The organism is Streptomyces sp. NBC_01471 (assembly GCF_041438865.1).
Classification (GTDB): Bacteria; Actinomycetota; Actinomycetes; order Streptomycetales; family Streptomycetaceae; genus Streptomyces.
The window spans coordinates 4,413,281-4,429,981 of sequence record NZ_CP109450.1; the positions used below are offsets into that span (position 1 = coordinate 4,413,281).

21 protein-coding genes and 1 pseudogene are annotated in these 16,701 nt (G+C 70.5%); 13 read left to right on the top strand and 9 right to left on the bottom strand.

The window, feature by feature from the left end; genetic code table 11:
- Window positions 1-5 precede the first annotated feature (5 nt).
- Window positions 6-953, bottom strand: a complete 948-nt coding sequence (gene murQ, locus OG285_RS19650) for an N-acetylmuramic acid 6-phosphate etherase (RefSeq protein WP_371791716.1) — start codon at window positions 951-953, stop codon at window positions 6-8.
- An 88-nt stretch (window positions 954-1,041) separates the two neighbouring features.
- Window positions 1,042-1,971: a MurR/RpiR family transcriptional regulator gene (locus OG285_RS19655; RefSeq protein WP_356827856.1), complete on the bottom strand. Its 930-nt coding sequence runs from the start codon at window positions 1,969-1,971 to the stop codon at window positions 1,042-1,044.
- A 101-nt stretch (window positions 1,972-2,072) separates the two neighbouring features.
- Here OG285_RS19655 and OG285_RS19660 point away from each other — a divergent pair, with 101 nt between their 5' ends.
- Together OG285_RS19660 and OG285_RS19665 are read left to right on the top strand one after the other, a co-directional pair.
- Window positions 2,073-2,423, top strand: coding sequence for a hypothetical protein (locus tag OG285_RS19660; protein WP_356827858.1), 351 nt, complete (start codon window positions 2,073-2,075; stop codon window positions 2,421-2,423).
- On the top strand, window positions 2,420-2,686 hold the full coding sequence (locus OG285_RS19665) for a DUF4031 domain-containing protein (RefSeq protein ID WP_356827860.1): 267 nt from the start codon (window positions 2,420-2,422) through the stop codon (window positions 2,684-2,686). The genes OG285_RS19660 and OG285_RS19665 overlap by 4 nt, the downstream gene beginning before the upstream one ends.
- A gap of 64 nt (window positions 2,687-2,750) precedes the next feature.
- Here the strand turns inward: OG285_RS19665 and OG285_RS19670 are convergent, their stop codons facing one another.
- Window positions 2,751-3,353, bottom strand: coding sequence for a Uma2 family endonuclease (locus OG285_RS19670; RefSeq protein WP_371791717.1), 603 nt, complete (start codon window positions 3,351-3,353; stop codon window positions 2,751-2,753).
- 123 nt (window positions 3,354-3,476) lie between these two features.
- A complete protein-coding gene (locus OG285_RS19675; protein ID WP_371791718.1) occupies window positions 3,477-4,685 on the bottom strand; it encodes a Cmx/CmrA family chloramphenicol efflux MFS transporter in 1,209 nt (402 codons plus the stop codon).
- 252 nt (window positions 4,686-4,937) lie between these two features.
- Here OG285_RS19675 and OG285_RS19680 point away from each other — a divergent pair, with 252 nt between their 5' ends.
- Window positions 4,938-5,189, top strand: coding sequence for a hypothetical protein (locus tag OG285_RS19680; RefSeq protein WP_356827866.1), 252 nt, complete (start codon window positions 4,938-4,940; stop codon window positions 5,187-5,189).
- A gap of 108 nt (window positions 5,190-5,297) precedes the next feature.
- Here the strand turns inward: OG285_RS19680 and OG285_RS19685 are convergent, their stop codons facing one another.
- Window positions 5,298-5,966, bottom strand: coding sequence for a hypothetical protein (locus OG285_RS19685; RefSeq protein ID WP_356827868.1), 669 nt, complete (start codon window positions 5,964-5,966; stop codon window positions 5,298-5,300).
- 183 nt (window positions 5,967-6,149) lie between these two features.
- Between OG285_RS19685 and OG285_RS19690 the strand changes: the two genes are divergently transcribed.
- Window positions 6,150-6,839 carry a copper homeostasis protein CutC gene (locus OG285_RS19690; protein ID WP_371791719.1) on the top strand — a complete coding sequence of 230 codons (690 nt, stop codon included), beginning with the start codon at window positions 6,150-6,152 and terminating at the stop codon, window positions 6,837-6,839.
- 85 nt (window positions 6,840-6,924) lie between these two features.
- Here the strand turns inward: OG285_RS19690 and OG285_RS19695 are convergent, their stop codons facing one another.
- Window positions 6,925-9,045, bottom strand: coding sequence for an AAA family ATPase (locus OG285_RS19695; RefSeq protein WP_371791720.1), 2,121 nt, complete (start codon window positions 9,043-9,045; stop codon window positions 6,925-6,927).
- Window positions 9,046-9,269: 224 nt separating this feature from the next.
- On the opposite strand from OG285_RS19695, the gene OG285_RS19700 reads away from it, so the two are divergent.
- The 4 genes and pseudogenes from OG285_RS19700 to OG285_RS19715 all read left to right on the top strand — a co-directional run bounded on the left by OG285_RS19700 (window position 9,270) and on the right by OG285_RS19715 (window position 11,724).
- Entirely contained in the window at window positions 9,270-9,704 is a 435-nt protein-coding gene (locus OG285_RS19700) for a VOC family protein (protein WP_371791721.1), read from the top strand.
- A gap of 332 nt (window positions 9,705-10,036) precedes the next feature.
- Window positions 10,037-10,228, top strand: coding sequence for a hypothetical protein (locus OG285_RS19705; RefSeq protein WP_371791722.1), 192 nt, complete (start codon window positions 10,037-10,039; stop codon window positions 10,226-10,228).
- Window positions 10,212-10,739, top strand: coding sequence for a DUF6879 family protein (locus tag OG285_RS19710; protein WP_371791723.1), 528 nt, complete (start codon window positions 10,212-10,214; stop codon window positions 10,737-10,739). The genes OG285_RS19705 and OG285_RS19710 overlap by 17 nt, the downstream gene beginning before the upstream one ends.
- Window positions 10,736-11,724 (top strand): annotated as a pseudogene (locus tag OG285_RS19715) (helix-turn-helix domain-containing protein). Before OG285_RS19710 ends, OG285_RS19715 begins: the two are co-directional and overlap by 4 nt.
- 61 nt (window positions 11,725-11,785) lie before the next feature.
- On the opposite strand, the gene OG285_RS19720 reads toward OG285_RS19715, so the two are convergent.
- Both OG285_RS19720 and OG285_RS19725 read right to left on the bottom strand, forming a co-directional pair.
- Entirely contained in the window at window positions 11,786-11,995 is a 210-nt protein-coding gene (locus OG285_RS19720; RefSeq protein WP_356827880.1) for a DUF397 domain-containing protein, read from the bottom strand.
- A complete protein-coding gene (locus OG285_RS19725; RefSeq protein ID WP_356828322.1) occupies window positions 11,992-12,822 on the bottom strand; it encodes a helix-turn-helix transcriptional regulator in 831 nt (276 codons plus the stop codon). Before OG285_RS19725 ends, OG285_RS19720 begins: the two co-directional genes overlap by 4 nt.
- Window positions 12,823-12,925: 103 nt before the next feature.
- Between OG285_RS19725 and OG285_RS19730 the strand changes: the two genes are divergently transcribed.
- From OG285_RS19730 to OG285_RS19750, 5 genes are all read left to right on the top strand, one after another.
- Window positions 12,926-13,186 carry a hypothetical protein gene (locus OG285_RS19730; protein WP_356827882.1) on the top strand — a complete coding sequence of 87 codons (261 nt, stop codon included), beginning with the start codon at window positions 12,926-12,928 and terminating at the stop codon, window positions 13,184-13,186.
- Complete coding sequence (locus OG285_RS19735) at window positions 13,183-13,362, top strand: hypothetical protein (RefSeq protein WP_371791724.1); 180 nt, start codon at window positions 13,183-13,185, stop codon at window positions 13,360-13,362. The genes OG285_RS19730 and OG285_RS19735 overlap by 4 nt, the downstream gene beginning before the upstream one ends.
- A 74-nt stretch (window positions 13,363-13,436) precedes the next feature.
- Window positions 13,437-13,715, top strand: coding sequence for a hypothetical protein (locus tag OG285_RS19740; protein ID WP_356827886.1), 279 nt, complete (start codon window positions 13,437-13,439; stop codon window positions 13,713-13,715).
- 222 nt (window positions 13,716-13,937) lie between these two features.
- A complete protein-coding gene (locus tag OG285_RS19745) occupies window positions 13,938-14,522 on the top strand; it encodes an RICIN domain-containing protein (protein ID WP_371791725.1) in 585 nt (194 codons plus the stop codon).
- A 265-nt stretch (window positions 14,523-14,787) separates the two neighbouring features.
- Entirely contained in the window at window positions 14,788-14,934 is a 147-nt protein-coding gene (locus tag OG285_RS19750; RefSeq protein WP_371791726.1) for a hypothetical protein, read from the top strand.
- An 18-nt stretch (window positions 14,935-14,952) separates the two neighbouring features.
- Here the strand turns inward: OG285_RS19750 and OG285_RS19755 are convergent, their stop codons facing one another.
- The gene (locus OG285_RS19755) at window positions 14,953-16,650 is read right to left on the bottom strand and encodes a DNA repair helicase XPB (RefSeq protein ID WP_371791727.1); all 1,698 of its coding nucleotides are present in this window, start codon (window positions 16,648-16,650) and stop codon (window positions 14,953-14,955) included.
- Window positions 16,651-16,701 lie beyond the last annotated feature (51 nt).

Below are 16,701 nucleotides of genomic sequence, written 5' to 3' on the forward strand. Positions count from 1 at the left end.
CAGAGTCAACTGGTCCGGGCCGTCGACTGGAGCGCGGCGCGCAGATGTCCCCCGGTCGCTTCCAGAAGGTGCGTGGCGGTGGGGGCGTCCACGGCGCCCAGGACGATGAGGATGGCGGTCTTCACTTCGCCCTCGGCCGCCGTCAGCGCCTTCTCGATCTCGGCGTCGTCCGCGCCTGTCGCGAGCGCGACGATGCGGCGCGAACGGGCGCGGAGCTTCTCGTTCGACGCCCGGACGTCGACCATCAGGTTCCCGTACGTCTTGCCGAGCCGGATCATCGTGATCGTCGAGAGCATGTTGAGGACGAGCTTCTGCGCGGTGCCCGCCTTGAGCCGGGTCGATCCGGTGAGCAGCTCGGGTCCGACGACGACCTCGATGCCGTGCTCGGCGGCGTCGCCCAGCGCGCTCCGGGCGTTGCAGGAGATGCCGATGGTGAGCGCGCCGAGTGCACGGGCGTGCTCGACCGCGCCGATCGCGTACGGGGTACGGCCCGACGCGGAGATGCCCACCACGGTGTCGTCGGCGGTGAGCTTGAGCGCGTCCAGATCGGCCGCCGCGAGCTCCTTGGAGTCCTCGGCGCCCTCGACCGCCTTGACCATGGCGGAGGGCCCGCCCGCGATCAGGCCCAGCACCTCGGACGGGTCGGTGTTGAAGGTCGGCGGGCACTCGCTGGCGTCCAGTACGCCCATCCGGCCGGCGGTCCCGGCGCCCGCGTAGACGAGCCGGCCGCCGCGGGCCATCCGCTCGGCGGTGGCGTCGATGGCGGCGGCGATCCGCGGGAGCTGGGCCGCGACGGCGGCCGGAACGGTGGCGTCCTCACCGTTCATCAGCCGGGCGATCTCCTCGGTGGGCAGCTGGTCGATCTCGGCGAGCTCGGGCCGGAACGCCTCGGTGGTGAGGGTGGCCAGCTGGGCGCGCAGCGCCCCGTAGTTGTTGGAGGCGGTGGAGGTCATGGTGCGGCTCTTTCCGGTTCAGCGCTTCTGCGGTCGTGCGGTGCGATGGCGGGGGCTCTGCGGTGGGAGTTGCTCTGTGCTTGCCGGTTCAGCGGCTGCTGTTGGTGCGCGGGGTGTGGCGGTGGGCGAGGGCCTCGTACGAGGCGGAGAGCGCCGGGGCCGCCCGGTCGTAGGTCCGCTGCATGACCCCGATGAACAGGCAGTCCACGACCAGGAGCTGGCTGGTACGGGAGGACATCGCGGCGGGCCGCAGTTCGCTCTCGCGGGCGGTGGACGTGGTGAGGATGTGGTCGGCGTACTGCGAGACGCGGCCGTCCGGGCGGCCGGTGATCGCGATCGTGGTCGCCCCGTGCTCGAAGGCGGTGTGCAGCGGCTCTATGACGTCACCGGTGGCGCCGGAGTGGGTGATCGCGATGGCCACGTCACCGGAGCGGAGCTGCACGGCGTTGGTGACGGCGAGGTGCGGGTCGGTGTGCGCGTGCGCTATCAGGCCGATGCGCAGCAGCTTCTGGGCGAGGTCCTGGCCGACGAGCGAGGAGGCGCCGACGCCGTAGATGTCGATGCGGCGGGCGGTCGAGAGCGCGGAGACCGCGGCGCCGAGCTGGACGGTGTCCAGGGCGGCCGCGGTGTCGGCGAGGGTCTGCTGCTCGTCGTAGGCGAGCTTGGCGACGACGTCCGCGATCGGATCGTCGACGGCGATGTCCGCCGTGACGGCGGGGGCCCGGCCGGACTGCTGCTGGGCGGCGAGCCCGGCGAGAGCGAGGCGGAGATCCCGGTAACCGGGGTAGCCGAGTATGCGGGCCGTACGGACCACGGTGGCCTCGCTGGTGCCGGTGAGTTCGGCGAGACCGGTGACCGTGAGGGCCGCGCAGCCTGCCGGATCACCCGCGACGGCCTCGGCGACCAGCTGCATCGAGCGCGTCATGGAGGGCGCCAGGGTGCGGACCTTGGCGGCCAGGGCGGCGGGGGCGGGAGGGGCGGAAGCGTCGGTGAAAATTTCCTTCACGTTGTTGGTCACACGTGAAAGATATTTTCGGTCCCGTGGAGCGTCAACCCCCTCTGCCCTGCCCGGCCGCCACCGTCCGGCCCGCTCCGGCGCCGACCGGGGACAATGGAGCCATGGATCCCGTGACTCCCCTGGAACAGTCCCTGCACGAAGCGCGGGCGCTGGTGCTCGCCGATCTCGCGGCCCGTGACGTGGCCGAGGCCGATGTGGTCTCGCTGGTGGAGGACGCGGTGACGCATCGCCGCTGGTGGGTGGAGCAGTGGCCGCAGGGCGCCGAGTTCGTCGCCGGGCTGGTGGCGCAGGACGTCCAGGACGCGCTGCTCGAACGGTACGGCCGCTGGCCGCTCTGCCCCGTCTGCCAGGACCCGCACGCCCTGGAGGTCGAACCGGAACTGGGCCCCGACCCGCACTGGGTCTGTGCCAAGGAGGCCGTGATCGTGGCCCCGGTGGGCGCGCTCTCGTGACGCTGTACATCGACCCGCCGACCTGGCCCGGCCACGGCCGTATGTGGTCGCACCTGGTCAGCGACGTCTCGTACGAGGAACTGCACACGTTCGCCGCGGCGATCGGCTGCCCGGCCCGCGCCTTCGAGCGGGACCACTACGACCTGCCGTCGCACCGGTACGCGGACGCGGTGGCGGCGGGAGCGGTCGAGATCGGCTCGAAGGAACTCGTCCGCAGACTGACGGGCGCGGGACTGCGCCGCCCGAAGGGGCGGCCGGCGTAGAGCGGGCGGCGCAGGACGCCCGCGGCGCTGAGCCGGTCGGGGAGCTGCCGGAGCGCTGAGCCGGTCAGAGCGGGAAGGCGCCCGTGTCCAGGATTCCGCCGAAGGGGTCCGGCAGTTTCAGCTGCTCGCCGAACGGGACGCGCTCGCTGTGCTTGTACGCACCGTTCAGTGGGGCGCTGAACAGCGTGCTCGTCGGGCCGTGCTCATCAAAACGGTCGATCAGGAGATAGGCCGGCACGGGAGCGTGTGCGTAGGCCCAGAGCTTCTTGGTCCGGTCGTCCTTGGCATTGCTCCGCGGCGTGATCTCGGCGACCAGCAGCGCTTCGGAGGCGTCCACGGGATCGCTGGTGTCGGGGTCGGCCGCGGCGATGAGCGCCGTCGGCATGACGACGAGATCGGGTACGTACAGCTTGCCCAAGGGGGCGATGTGGATGCCGAGGGTCTGGTAGATGCCCAGTTCAGCGGCCAGTGTCCGGTACAGGACGCGCTGCACGGATTCCGCGATGCCGTTGCGATGCGCGTGTGGCGGCGGTACCACGAGGATCTGCCCTCCGTCGATCTCGGCGTGCCACCCCTCGGGCACGTCCAGCTCCCGCCAGGCCCGCAGCAGGTCGTCCCACGGACGACGGTGTGGCATCCGGTCGTTCTCGGCCATCGCGGCGGTCATCGCGACTCCCTTCTCCGGTGGCCCGGCGGGGGCGAGCGTAGATCGACAGCGGCAGGACATCGCACCGCTTCGCTCAGCGCCCCACGGACGAGTGAACGAAGCAGCAACCCTGACCCCGCCGGGTCAGGCGTTCTCCGTCACGACCGCCTCCGGGACGAGGTCCGAGGAGCGGGCCACCACCCGCGACTGCGACTTCTGGAGCCGCAGTGAGGCCGTGACCGCGAGGATCGCCACCACCGTCATGGCCGCGCCCGCCCACGCCGTTGCCGCGAAGCCGAAGCCCCCGCTGATGACCGCGCCGCCCAGCCAGGGGCCGCCCGCGTTGCCCAGGTTGAAGGACGCCGTGGTGGTCGCGCCCGCCAGGGTGGGGGCCGCGCCCGCCACGTTGAACATCCGGGCGTTCAGCGCCGGGGCCGTGTAGAAGGCCGACGTCCCCAGCAGGAACGAGAGGACGACCACCGCGACCGGGTGGTGGGCCAGCAGGGCCAGGGCCACCAGGAAGGCGGTCGATGCCGTGATGCCGGTCAGCAGGACACCGAAGAGGTGCGCGTCCGCGATCCGGCCGCCCACCGTCGTACCGATCAGCGCGCCCACCCCGAACAGCGCCAGCACCGCCGGGACCCAGCTGTCGGCGAGGCCCGCCACGTCCGTGAGCAGCGGTGCCAGATAGCTGAACGCGCAGAAGACACCGCCCGCGGCGAGCGCCGTGATGACGATGGACAGCCAGACCTGGCGGTCGCGGTAGATGTTCAGCTCGGTACGGAGCCGGGGCCGCTCGGCGGGCAGCGGGATCCGGGGAATCAGCGTGGCCACCCCGACGAGGGCGATGGCGGAGGCCGCGCCGACGGCCCAGAACGCCGAGCGCCAGCCCAGGTGCTCGCCCAGGAACGCGCCCAGGGGGACCCCGAGGACGTTGGCGATGGACAGGCCGCCGATCATCACGGCCATGGCGCGGGCCCGGGTGTTCACCGGCACCATCGCGATGGCCACCGCGGCGCCGACGGCCCAGAAGCCCGCGCAGGCGAAGGCGCTGATGACGCGCGAGGCGAAGAGGAGCGCGTAGTTCGGGGCGAGCGCGCCCGCCACCTGGCCCAGGCCGAAGACGGTGATGAGGGAGATCAGGGTGGTGCGGCGGGGCAGTCGCAGGGTGGCGACGGCGAGCAGCGGGGCGCCCACCACCATGCCGATCGCGAAGGCCGAGATCAGCAGACCTGCCCGCGGGATGGACACGTTCATGTCGTCGGCTATGTCGGGCAGCAGCCCCGACAACATGAACTCACTGGTGCCCAGCGCGAAAACCGCGAGCCCCAGGATGTGGACTGCAAGCGGCATGCGGGCACGTTCGGCGGTAGCGGGCATGACAGGTGCCAACGACGGTGCAGCAGGTGACATTCCCGCGCGGGGGTGGTTCGGACAAACCGGTCGGCGGTGGTGCGAGCGGGTGCGTGGTGGGCGGAAACGGGCTCCGGTTGTGGCCGGATGATGTGGCCGAGGGGTGCAGGTCCGGTGTGGCCCGGTGGTGCGGGCGGGTGGTCCATGGTCACGCTGTGCATGTCGCGGGGGAGTTCGGGGAGGAGAGCAGACATGACGGTGAGCACAGATGCCCAGGAGGCGGACGGCGGGCCGGTGAACGGCGCGTACGTCATGGACACCCGACGTGGCCAGGTCGGAGAGGTCATCGGGCACGACGCCGGGTTCGTTCGATTGCGGCCGCCGGCGGGCGGCGCCGAGTGGGAGTGCCCCGATGACGCACTCCGGGCGGTCACCGCGCGTGAGCAGCTGATCGCCCGCAATGCGCTGGCCAACGCCCGCAGCCGGGGCGACATCTGCCGATGAGCGGGTCGGCAGGCTGACAGGGGGGCACGCGTGGCCGCCTGGGACCGCCTGGGACCACGCGGCCCGGCGTGGCCGACGCGCGCTGCCGTGCTGCCGCGCCGCCGTCCGTCAGAGCGTCAGCAGTTCCAGCTCCGTGGCCAGGTTCTGGCGCGCTCTCGGCTCCCACTGCTCCTGCCCGTGTTCCGTGTGGAACAGCCTCGGCAGCCCGAGCAGTTCACGCAGGACCGCCGATCGCCCCTCGCGGAACGCCTGGTCCGGTACGAAGGCGTACTCCTCCCGCACGGCGGCCGCGTACCGCCCGTACGCGGCGGGCGTCTCGGCCAGGATGGCCAGGTCCGCGTCGCACAGCACCTCCCCGTTGGTGTCACCGGGCTCCGGATCGTGGCCGACCGTCAGCCGGACCAGCCGGGCCACCTCCGCCGTACGGGCTTCCGGCACCCCCGCCTCGGTGAGGGCCCGCTCGGCCAGCTGGGCGCTGCGCTCCTCGTTCTCCGAGCGGTCCGGCCGGTACACCGCGTCGTGGAACCAGGCGGCGAGCCGCACGGCCGCCGGGTCGGCCGCGTGCCCGGCGAGGGTGTCGACGTGATCGAGCACGGCGGTGAGGTGGGCGGTCGTGTGGTACTTGCGGTGGGGCTCGGCCCAGCGGGCGAGCAGGTTCTCGGCGTACGGGCCGGGGTCGGGCGCGGCGGGTGCGCCGGGCGCGGTGGCGCCTTCGCGGGCGGCGGTGAGGGCCTGGTGCCAGCGGGTGGCGAGGTCGGGGGGCGCGTCCTGGGGCATGGGGCCATTGTGCCGCTGACGGTCACCGCCCGGCGGAGCCGGATCCGGGCTGCGCGGGCGCGGGGCCGGGCCGTAGGGTGTCCACTGGACTAGACCTGTAGCCCGAAGGTCGTAGCCCTGGCAGACCGCAGGCCCCGGAGACCGTAACCCTGGAAGACCGTGGCCCTCGAAGATGGGGAATTGATGAGCAACCGTGCAGTTCTGGAGGTGATCGCGCTCTCCGCCCAGGACGCGGTCGCCGCCCAGGCCGGTGGTGCCGACCGCCTTGAACTGGTCACCGACATGGCGGCCGACGGGCTGACACCGTCCCGTGAGACGTTCGCGGAGATCCGTGCCGCCGTCGACATCCCGCTGCGGGTGATGCTGCGGCTCACCGACGGGTTCGCCGCCGGTGACATCGACGCGCTCGTGGCGGCGGCACGGAACCTGCGGGCCGAGGGCGCGGACCAGTTCGTGCTCGGTTTCCTGGACGCCGACGGCAGCCCCGACCTGGTGGCGGTCGAGCGGATCGTCGCCGAGATCGAGGGCTGCCCGTGGACGTTCCACCGGGCGATCGACCGCGCGGCCGACCGTGACGCGCTCCGCAAGGAGCTCGCCGACCTGCCGGGCCTCGACACCTACCTCACGGCGGGCTCCGCCACCGGGGTCTCCGACGGCCTGCCGACCCTGCTCGCGGAGGCGGCGCGCAGCGGTGAGCCGGGGTACGAGGCGCAGATCCTGGTCGGCGGCGGACTGCGGCTCGAACACCTTCCCCGGCTGCTGGGCGCGGGTGTCGACGCCGTCCACATCGGCGGCGCGGCCCGGCCCGGTGGCTGGGCGCTGCCGGTCGACGCGGATGCGGTGCGGGAGTGGCGGACGGCGCTGGACGGCTGAGCCGTTCGGGGCTCCGCCCCGGACCCCGCTCCCCCATTGCCGGAGGGGCTTGATCCGGCTCAGCCGAGCTGCTCCGCGATCCGGCTCAGCCGAGCTGCTCCGGCAGTGGCAGCGTGTGCGTCACGATCAGGCCGGACACCGCCCGGGTGAGCGCAACGTACAGGCGGCGCAGGCCGGTTCGTACGTCGGGCTCGCCCGCCACCACCGCCGCCGGTTCGTCCAGGACCACGTAGTCGTACTCCAGGCCCTTGGCGAGCGAGGCGGGCACCAGCGTCAGCCGGGAATCGGCGCTGGTCTCCTGGCCCGGGTCCAGGTGCGGCAGGCCCGCGGCCGTCAGCGCCGCCGACAGGGCGGGAATGCGGGCGTCGGCCGCGATCAGGCCCGTCGAGCCCTCGTGGCGCAGGGAGTCCCGGCAGGCGGCGACGGCCGCCGCGTCCAGATCGTCAGCCGTCCGTACCTCCAGCGAGCCGGGGTTCTCCCGTACGGACGAGACGGGCGCCAGCCCCGGTGACATGTGCGGCAGCAGCCGGGACGCGTACGCGATGACCTCGCGCGGTACGCGGAAACCGGCCGTCAGCTCCTCCACGTGCGCGTCGCCCTTGCCCAGGTGGTGCAGCGCCTCGTCCCAGCCGGACGTCGCCCAGGGCGTGGTGCCCTGCGCCAGGTCGCCGAGGATCGTCGCCGAACCGGTCGTGCAGCGGCGGCCCACCGCGCGGTACTGCATGGGGGAGAGGTCCTGCGCCTCGTCGAGGACGACGTGGCCGAGCGAGTGCGTACGGGCGACGAGATCGCCCGCCTCGTCGATCAGTACCGCGTCCGCGAGGGACCACTTGGCGGACTTCACCGACCTGGCGGGCTTCGCCCACAGGATCGTCCGCTGCTCGTCGTCGGTCAGAATGCCCTCCGCGTGCGCGGCGAGGAACTCCGCGTCGCAGAGCAGCCGCAGCACCAGCCTGTCCGGATCGACCTGCGGCCAGGCCGCCTTGACGACCGCCTTCACGGCGGGGTTACGGGCCACCGCGTCCTGCACCCGGTCGTCGGGCGCCTCGCCCGCCTGCTCCATCCGGACCAGCACGGCGTGCGCGATGCGCTGCGGGAGCGCGTCACGGGCGGCGCCGTAGCGGATGTCGCGGGCCAGCAACTCGCCGACGATCTCTTCGAGTTCGTACGCCGGGATCCGCCAGCGCCGCGAGCCCCGTACGACCATCGCGGGCTCGGTCGGCAGGGTCACGTGCGAGCGCAGGGCCCGGCGCAGCACCTCCGCCATCCGGGCGTCGCCCTTGATGACGGCGGCCTCGGCCGTGTCGGTGCCCCTGATCTCGACGCCCGCGACCAGGTCGTCCACCGTGGCCTGCTTGACCTCCAACTCGCCCAGTGCGGGCAGGACTTGCTCGATGTAGTGCAGGAAGGACCGGTTCGGCCCGATGACCAGGGTGCCGGTGCGGGCCAGCCGGTCGCGGTGCGCGTACAGGAGGTACGCGACCCGGTGCAGCCCGACGGCGGTCTTCCCGGTGCCTGGGCCGCCCTGGACACACACGGTGCCGCCGAGGTCGGACCGTACGATCTCGTCCTGCTCGGGCTGGATGGTCGCCACGATGTCCCGCATCGGTCCGACACGGGGCCGCTCGATCTCGGCCTGGAGCAGCTTGCTGGTGGTGTGCTGGTCGGACGCGACCGGGGCGGTCAGGTGCTCGTCCTCGTACGCGGTGAGCTCGCCGCCCGTGTAGCCGAAACGCCGGCGCAGCCCGATGTCCATCGGGTCCTTGGTGGACGCCCGGTAGAAGGGCTGCGAGACGGGGGCGCGCCAGTCGATGACCATCGGGTCGCCGTCGGCGTCGTGCACATGGCGGCGCCCGATGTAGAACCGCTCGCCCTCGCCGCCCTCGGCGAGGTCCGCGCCGGGGGCGTGCTGGTAGTCGAGCCGGCCGAAGAAGAGAGGGGTGTGCGAGAGGTCGGCGAGCGCCTTGATGCGGTCCTCGATCTGCGCTTCCAGGACGGCGGCGTTGACCCAGTTCGCGGTGACGTCGCGGATGTCGAGCCCCTGCACGTCCTCGCGCATGGCGCGCAGCGCCGCCCGGGAGCCGCTGAGGTGGGCGCGTTCGCGCGCGAGCGGGTCGGCGGGGTCGGCCGGGCCGCCGGGGGCGTCGGTCGGGGGAGGCGGAGTGACCGGGGTGTCGGGAATGTCCTGCGGGACGTGCGTGGGCACGGTGGGGCCTCCGGGCGGGTACGGCTGATCACGGCGTGGCGGCCGCCGGTTTCCGTCCGGGCGGCGGCGCTCCCTGGGGGAGGCGGGGGAAGCGGCGATTGTAGTCGGGGGATGGGTGTGGGGGCCAATGGTTTTTTCCGTGCGGGTTTACCGGTTCAGCCCTGCCGCGGTATGCGGAGCTGCGGGGGAACTGGGGGTCGGAGCCGCCCTGGTACGGTGCGCCGATGTCAGCGATCAGGCAGTTCCAGGTCACCTTCGACTGCGCAGAACCTGAGCGTGTCGCTCGATTCTGGTGCGAGGTGCTGGGGTACGTCATACCGCCCCCACCGGACGGGTTCGCCACTTGGGAGGACTTCAACCACGCGCAGCCCGATGAGCTGCACGGTTCATGGTCCGCATGCGTCGACCCTTCGGGTGTGGGCCCGCGCATGTACTTCCAGCGCGTTCCTGAAGGGAAGGCCGCCAAGAATCGGGTGCACCTTGACGTACGGGCCGGCACCGGCCTCGTGGGGGAAGAGCGCCTGGCCACGCTTGAGGCCGAATGCGCACGACTGATCGCGCTCGGGGCAGTACATGTGCAGACGCAGGTCGCTGATGAAGAGAACGAGTCCTGCATCACGATGCAGGACATCGAGGGCAACGAGTTCTGTCTCGACTGAACGTCCCACGTGTCGGCGCGGTGGAGCTGTCGCCCTTGAGGCGGCAGTTCGCGGAGGATCTTCCAGCTATTCGTGCGGGTATTCATGCGGTCGAGGGGGCGCTCGACCCCGGGCCGGATCGTGTCCCCCGGACCGCAGCTTGCCGAGAGGCCCTTCTTCATCGTCGGGGGGCGGGGGGCGGGGGGCGGGGGACGGGGGTGGGGGCCAATGGTTTCTGCGGGCAGGGCCGACGCCGCCGATTTCCCGTTCTGGAAAGTCCAGCCACTTGCCCGGTGCTTCCCGGCCCCGTCAGGATCAGCGGCGAACCCACCGGCCACGGAAAGGGAACGCCTGTGAAGCCGACCGTGTTGGCGACGACGTGTGACAAGAAGGACTGCCCCACCATCTACCGAACCAATCGAGGCACGATTCTCGTGCAGGGCGAGACGCCGGCCGATCATGGTCTGGAGATTCCCGCGCACGAGACTCTGGTGGAAATCCCCATGGAACTGATCCTGAAGGCGTTCGGTGATCAGCTTGGCTAGGTCTCTCGGGGACTTGTTCGACGACTTCGCCTGTGAGGCGTTCCGGCTGGAGACCCTGTGCGACTACAGCGGCTCGGGCAACACGGATGCCTATCGTGCCTTCGTGGACGGGCAGCCTCAGCCGGAGAACTACAACGCCGAATGGCTGGCGGAAGTACGGTCGTACGTCGCTTCTGGGCGCCGCCTCTACCGGGTCCACGTGCTGAGTCGGCCGCTGACTCCGTATCTGCGGTTCGAGCTGGGGTGGGGGTATGTCACGAATGCCAAGGCCGGTGAGGAGTTCTTCATCCTCGACGTGACCGACCGGGCCAATCCGCTGCCGGATGGTGTGGGGGACTTCTGGCTCTTCGATTCGTCCGTTCCCGCACCGATGCGCTACGCGGAGGGTGGGACGTTCGCGGGGGCCGAGGTACTTCTGCAGGACAGGGCTGCCGAGTTCGTCACCTGTCGTGACACCGCTCTCGCGCATTCCGTGCCGTTCGCGGACTGGTGGGCGAAGCACGGCGAGTGAACCGTTCGGAATTGGGTGCCGCGCTGCGAGCACTGCGGAACGCTTCCGGCAGGGAAGCCAAAGCAGTCGCCCGTGGCGCGGTCATGTCCGCGAGCAAGCTCAGCAAGATCGAAACGGGCAAGCTCGGACCGAGTGCGGACGACGTGGATCGCATCCTCACCGCCCTTGGTGTACCGGAGGATGTGAAGTCGGAGTACATGGACGCCGCTCGGGCTGCGGCGACCGAAGCCACCGCGTGGCGGCTGATTCAGCGAGCCGGTCTGCACAAGGCTCAACGGCAACTCAGGCCCGATGAGGTCGCAGACGGAACAACCGTTGTGGGTTCACCCTCGTCGTCGTCCACGCTGCCGTCACTGGTGCTGCGCATGTGGCAGCAACTCGACGTCCGACCGGGTCACGAGCGTTGAGTACGACCCGGTGGTCGGCGGCGCCGCGGCCTCCGCCATCAAGGCAGCCGGGTACGCTCCCCGGCTGATCATCGGGGACGGTCTGCGGGGAGATCCGGACGGGGTCGCGTACGACCGCCTGATCGCCACCTGCTCGGTCCGGTACATCCCCGTGCCGTGGCTGCACCAGGTGAAGCCGGGCCGCCCGCACGATCGCCCACCCCGCCCGACGCTGGCCCTGCTGCCCGGTGAGGAGCGCCCGAGCGGGATCGATCCCGAGATCATCGACACCTGGGCCGGAAGCTGGGTTGCCCAACTCGCCGCGCCTTCGGCCGAGCGGATGGGAGTGGCGGCCGAACAGATCCTCTGGGACGTGTCCACCGGTTCGCAGTCGCGGACCACACCTCGGCCCGACGGGGGCTGGACAGTCGTACAGCGTGGACCGGCCCGTCTGTGGAATCAGGTCGAAACGGCGGTACGGAGCTGGCAGGCGGTCGGGCGAACCGCACCAGGAGGGCTTCGGCATCACGGTCTCGGCGGCCCGCCAGCGCGTGTGGATCGGCACCGAGGGCGGGCCGGGCTGGGACCTGCCGATCTGAGCTGCCCCACCCTGCATCGCAGGATGGGGCAACCCTGATTTCGGTAGGTGAGGGCCGGGTGTCAGACGGCGCCGAACTCTCCGGTTTTGACGCCTGCCACGAAGGAGGCGAACGAGCTGGTGCGGAAGTCCAGCACCGGGCCGCCCGGGTTCTTGGAGTCACGGACGGGGACGACGCCGCGCGAGGCGGCGAGGTTTGCGGCGACCTCGATGCACTGGCCGCCGTTCTCACTGTACGAGGACTTGAACCAGCGGGGAGATTCGGTCGTCACGGGGTGCCCTTTCGTAACTGGCTGATCATGGCCACGGACGCAGCCTGAGACAGCGCTTCGGCCTGTAGTTGATGGTAGGCGGTCAACATGGGCAGCACCGAGGTGCTTTCCCTTTCGAGATGGCCCCGTTGGGCGGACTCGGCGTACGACACGAGCGAGCGATCGGGCATCGTGAGCACGGTCACAGGCAGGCTCAGCGGGCGGCGCACTCCCATGTCGAACGGCGCGACGTGGAGCACGGTGTTCGGCAGTTCGGCGAACTCGACCAAGCGCGCGAACTGAGCATCCATGACGGCACTGTCACCGATGGGCCGTCGGAGGCAACTCTCATCAAGCACTACGAAGACCAGCGGAGCGGGCGTCCGGATCAACGATGCCTGACGCTGTGCAACGAGCGCTATCCGCTCGTCTGCCTGGTCGGGCGAGGTGACGCCACGCTTGACGGTGCTGTCTCCCAGCACCGACGCGTACTCCGGGGTCTGAAGCAGGCCAGGGATGACGCCCACTTCGTACAGCCGGATTTCCGCTGCCCGGCCCTCATGCCCGACGTACTCCGGGAACCCCTCAAGCAGCGCCGTGTGCCGTACGGCTCGACCCTGGCGTTCGAACTTGTCACCGGTCCCGAACACCTGGTCAGCACTTTTCATGAATCGGGTAGTTGGAGGGCGTCGACCAGTTTCGACGGCGGAAATGTGCGTCCCGGAGCACCCCAGGCGCTCACCCAGCTCGTCCTGTGTCCATCCATGCTCGTCCCGCAACCTGCGCAGCAACTGTCCGAACGCTGCGCCTGGTGACTTTTCGGGGTCCAACTCTTTTCGGTTCAACAGCTACCACCTAACTACCCGAGCAATTAACGCAAGTTGAAGGCAGCTCAACCGTAGGCCACGCTGAGTCCTCTCGGTAGCAGAACGACTACAGAGAGGAGCGGCTATGTCCGTACAGAACGGCCCGAACAGGCAGGAACCCTCGTACGTCCCGGCTCTCGGAACGCTCATGGTCGACACGGGGCACGGCAATCAGGTCGGAGAATTCCGCGGGCTCGCCGGCCCGTACTGGTCGCTGCGGCCCGTCAGTGGCGGCGCCGAATGGGAAGCCGTTCCCGAGCAGGTGCGGACCCCGACCCGCGTCGAGCTGCTTACCGCTGAGATCGCACGGATCAATGTGCGGAGCCGCAGGAGGCTGGGATCGTGACCATCAGTGATAGGCCGTCAGGTAACGAGAGCGACCCCGAACCATGCCTGAAGTGTGAGGAGTTCGACCTCGCCGAAGCCGTCGCCAGGGCCGAGCACGACGCGAGCAGGGAAACCGACTGCCGCGTGCTGCGCAGGCGGCACTGGCAGGCCGAGCACGGGGGGCAGCAGCCGTGACGCACTCGCTGGTCAGGTTGGCCCTCGCCGCAGGGTCCGTGCAGGTCTGCTTGCGGCGGTACTTCCCCCGCATCATGCGTCTGCTCGCCCCGCAACGGCCGGAGCTGCCCGCCTTGTTCGCCGAATTGCAGCGCATCGAGTCGGACCTGGCATACCGCACGCGGTTCTTCGCGGGGCTGAACGCGGCGATGGCCGAGCGGAACGCACAACGCATGGCCGAGCTGGAAGCGCTGAGAACGGCGGTCGATCACCTCCGGAACCTGGCCTGTTCCGGTGGAGTCGGCCGGCCGGGGCGGGGTGGCGCGCGTTCTGATGGCGTCAGTGCAGGAAGGCGTGCAGGTGGCAGGGGCTGAACGGTGCCTTCCGGATGTCGGCGCGAAGGGCACGTAAGGCTGCCGTGTTGGGCAAGGGATCTGCCCCGCAGCCTGGTGACACGGCGTCATGGTGGTGGTGAGTGTCCGGCGCGTGAGCATCCGGACCTCTCTGGAGCCTGCGTCCACCACGGTGGACCCCGGCAGTACGGCCACCGTGCGGCTACGGCTGCGCAACACGGGCGACGTCGTCGACGAGTACCGGTGCGTACCGCCCCGCTGCGCACCCCCGACGCCGTCGCGGGACCGAATCCGTACGGGGCCGGCGCCAAGAAGAAGCCCGCGGACCCCGCGAACCAGAAGCACGTGGCCATCAGGAACTCGGTGACCAAGCTCTGTGCCGAACTCTCCGGCAGGGACAACGGCGCGATCGACGGCCCGGTCCAGGAGAGCGACTGCAACTTCACGGACGCGGACAACCAGGTCTGGGACCTGGAGGTCCAGCACCCGCACGGCGGCCCCCACAACAACAGTCTCTTCCAGATCCGCAACATCAAGGACCGCTTCTGCATGGACCCGCCGTACGGCGGAGCCCAGCCGGTCGGGGCCCTGGTGTCCGAGTTCACCTGCGCCGGCACCCACCCCGACAACCAGCTGTGGTGGCTCGAAAAGCAGCGGGACGGCCACTACTGGTTCCACAACATCGCGAGCCATGACCTCTGCCTGAACGTCGACGGGAACAGCCCGCCCGGCCGGCCGGTCACCACCAAGAGCCGGCTCACGCTTCAGGAGTGCAGCAACACGGACGACCGCGAGTGGGACATCATCAAGGTCCCCAAGGGGATTTAGCGGTCTGACCGCCTCCCCCCCCCGGAGACCCCCTGTGCAACGCCCCGTTCGGCCAAGTGCCGTGCGGGGCGTTGTCGTTGGCGCCGACGTGGGCGTTCGGGCCGTGCGGAATTCGCGTCCGGAACGCGGTCCGGCCCCGCCGGCGGCCCTGATTCCGGCCGCCGTCCCGTAGGGGATCCCATGGGACTTGAGTCGTACGGGCCCACCCGGCGTGTTCCGACCACAGCCCGATGCCTCACGGCCGCCGGAAAACCATCATGGATACATGACCACAGCAACCGCCACCGCGCCCCGCACCTCCGCGCCGCGTACCCCCGCGGCCCGTCCCGTCCGCAGCGCTGTCCGCGCGGTCGGGGCCTTCGCCTCCGCCGCCTTCAGCGTCATGATCCTCGGCGAGCACGGCCGCCGCTGACCGCGGAGCGCGGAGCGCTCAGGAAGCCGTCCCGTCGTCGGTGTCCGCGTCCTTCTCCACGTCCGTCTCCACGTCCTTCTCCGCCAGCAGTTCGTCCGCGTCCACGATCCGGTACGCGTACCCCTGCTCGGCCAGGAACCGCTGCCGGTGCGCGGCGAAGTCCTGGTCGATCGTGTCCCGCGCCACCACCGAGTAGAACCGCGCCTCGTGCCCGTCCGCCTTCGGACGCAGCACCCGGCCCAGCCGCTGCGCCTCCTCCTGGCGTGAGCCGAACGTCCCCGAGACCTGGATCGCGACCGTCGCCTCCGGAAGGTCGATCGAGAAGTTCGCGACCTTCGACACGACGAGCACGCTGATCTCGCCCTCGCGGAACGCCCCGAAGAGTTTCTCGCGCTGCGCGTTCGTCGTCTCGCCCTTGATGACCGGGGCGTCCAGATGCTCGCCCAGCTCGTCGAGCTGGTCGATGTACTGGCCGATGACGAGGGTCTGCTCGCCCTGGTGCTTGCGGACCAGCGCTTCCGTGACCTTCCGCTTGGTCGCGGTCGTCGCGCAGTAGCGGTACTTCTCCTCCGCCTCCGCCGTCGCGTACGCGAGCCGCTCGGTCTCCGTCAGATTGACCCGGACCTCCACGCAGTCGGCGGGCGCGATGTAGCCCTGCGCCTCGATCTCCTTCCACGGCGCGTCGAACCGCTTGGGTCCGATCAGCGAGAAGACGTCCGACTCGCGGCCGTCCTCCCGTACGAGCGTCGCGGTGAGTCCGAGCCTACGGCGGGCCTGGAGGTCGGCGGTGAACTTGAAGACCGGCGCGGGCAGCAGGTGCACCTCGTCGTAGATGACCAGGCCCCAGTCGCGCGAGTCGAACAGCTCCAGGTGCGGGTAGATGCCCTTCCTGCGGGTCGTCAGCACCTGGTACGTGGCGATGGTGACCGGGCGGATCTCCTTCTTCGTACCGCTGTACTCGCCGATCTCCTCCTCCGTGAGGGAGGTGCGTTTGATCAGCTCGTGCTTCCACTGGCGGGCGGAGACGGTATTGGTGACCAGGATCAGCGTCGTCGCCTTCGCCTCGGCCATCGCCCCGGCCCCGACCAGGGTCTTTCCCGCGCCGCAGGGCAGGACGACCACGCCGGAGCCGCCGTGCCAGAAGTTCTCGACGGCCTGCTTCTGGTACGGCCGCAGGGACCAGCTCTCCTGGTCCAGGTCGATCTGGTGCGCCTCGCCGTCGACGTACCCCGCGAGGTCCTCGGCGGGCCAGCCCAGCTTGAGCAGCGTCTGCTTGATCTGGCCCCGCTCGGAGGGGTGCACGGCGACCGTGTCGGGGTCGAGGCGGGCGCCGACCAGCGGGGCGACCTTCTTCGAGCGGAGGATCTCCTCCAGCACGGGCCGGTCGGTCGAGGTGAGCACCAGGCCGTGCACGGGGTGCTTGGAGAGCGTGAGCCGGCCGTACCGGGCCATGGTCTCGGCGACATCCACCAGGAGCGCGTGCGGCACGGGGTAGCGGGAGAACTCGACCAGCGCGTCGACGACCTGCTCGGCGTCGTGCCCGGCGGCGCGCGCGTTCCACAGGCCGAGCGGGGTCAGCCGGTAGGTATGGATGTGCTCCGGGGCGCGCTCCAGCTCCGCGAACGGTGCGATGGCGCGACGGCAGGCGTCCGCCTGCTCGTGGTCCACCTCCAGGAGCAGTGTCTTGTCGCTCTGGACGATGAGAGGTCCGTTCACGCCATGAGTCCCTTCGCGCCGTGAGGCCTTTCGATACGGCCAAACCACCAG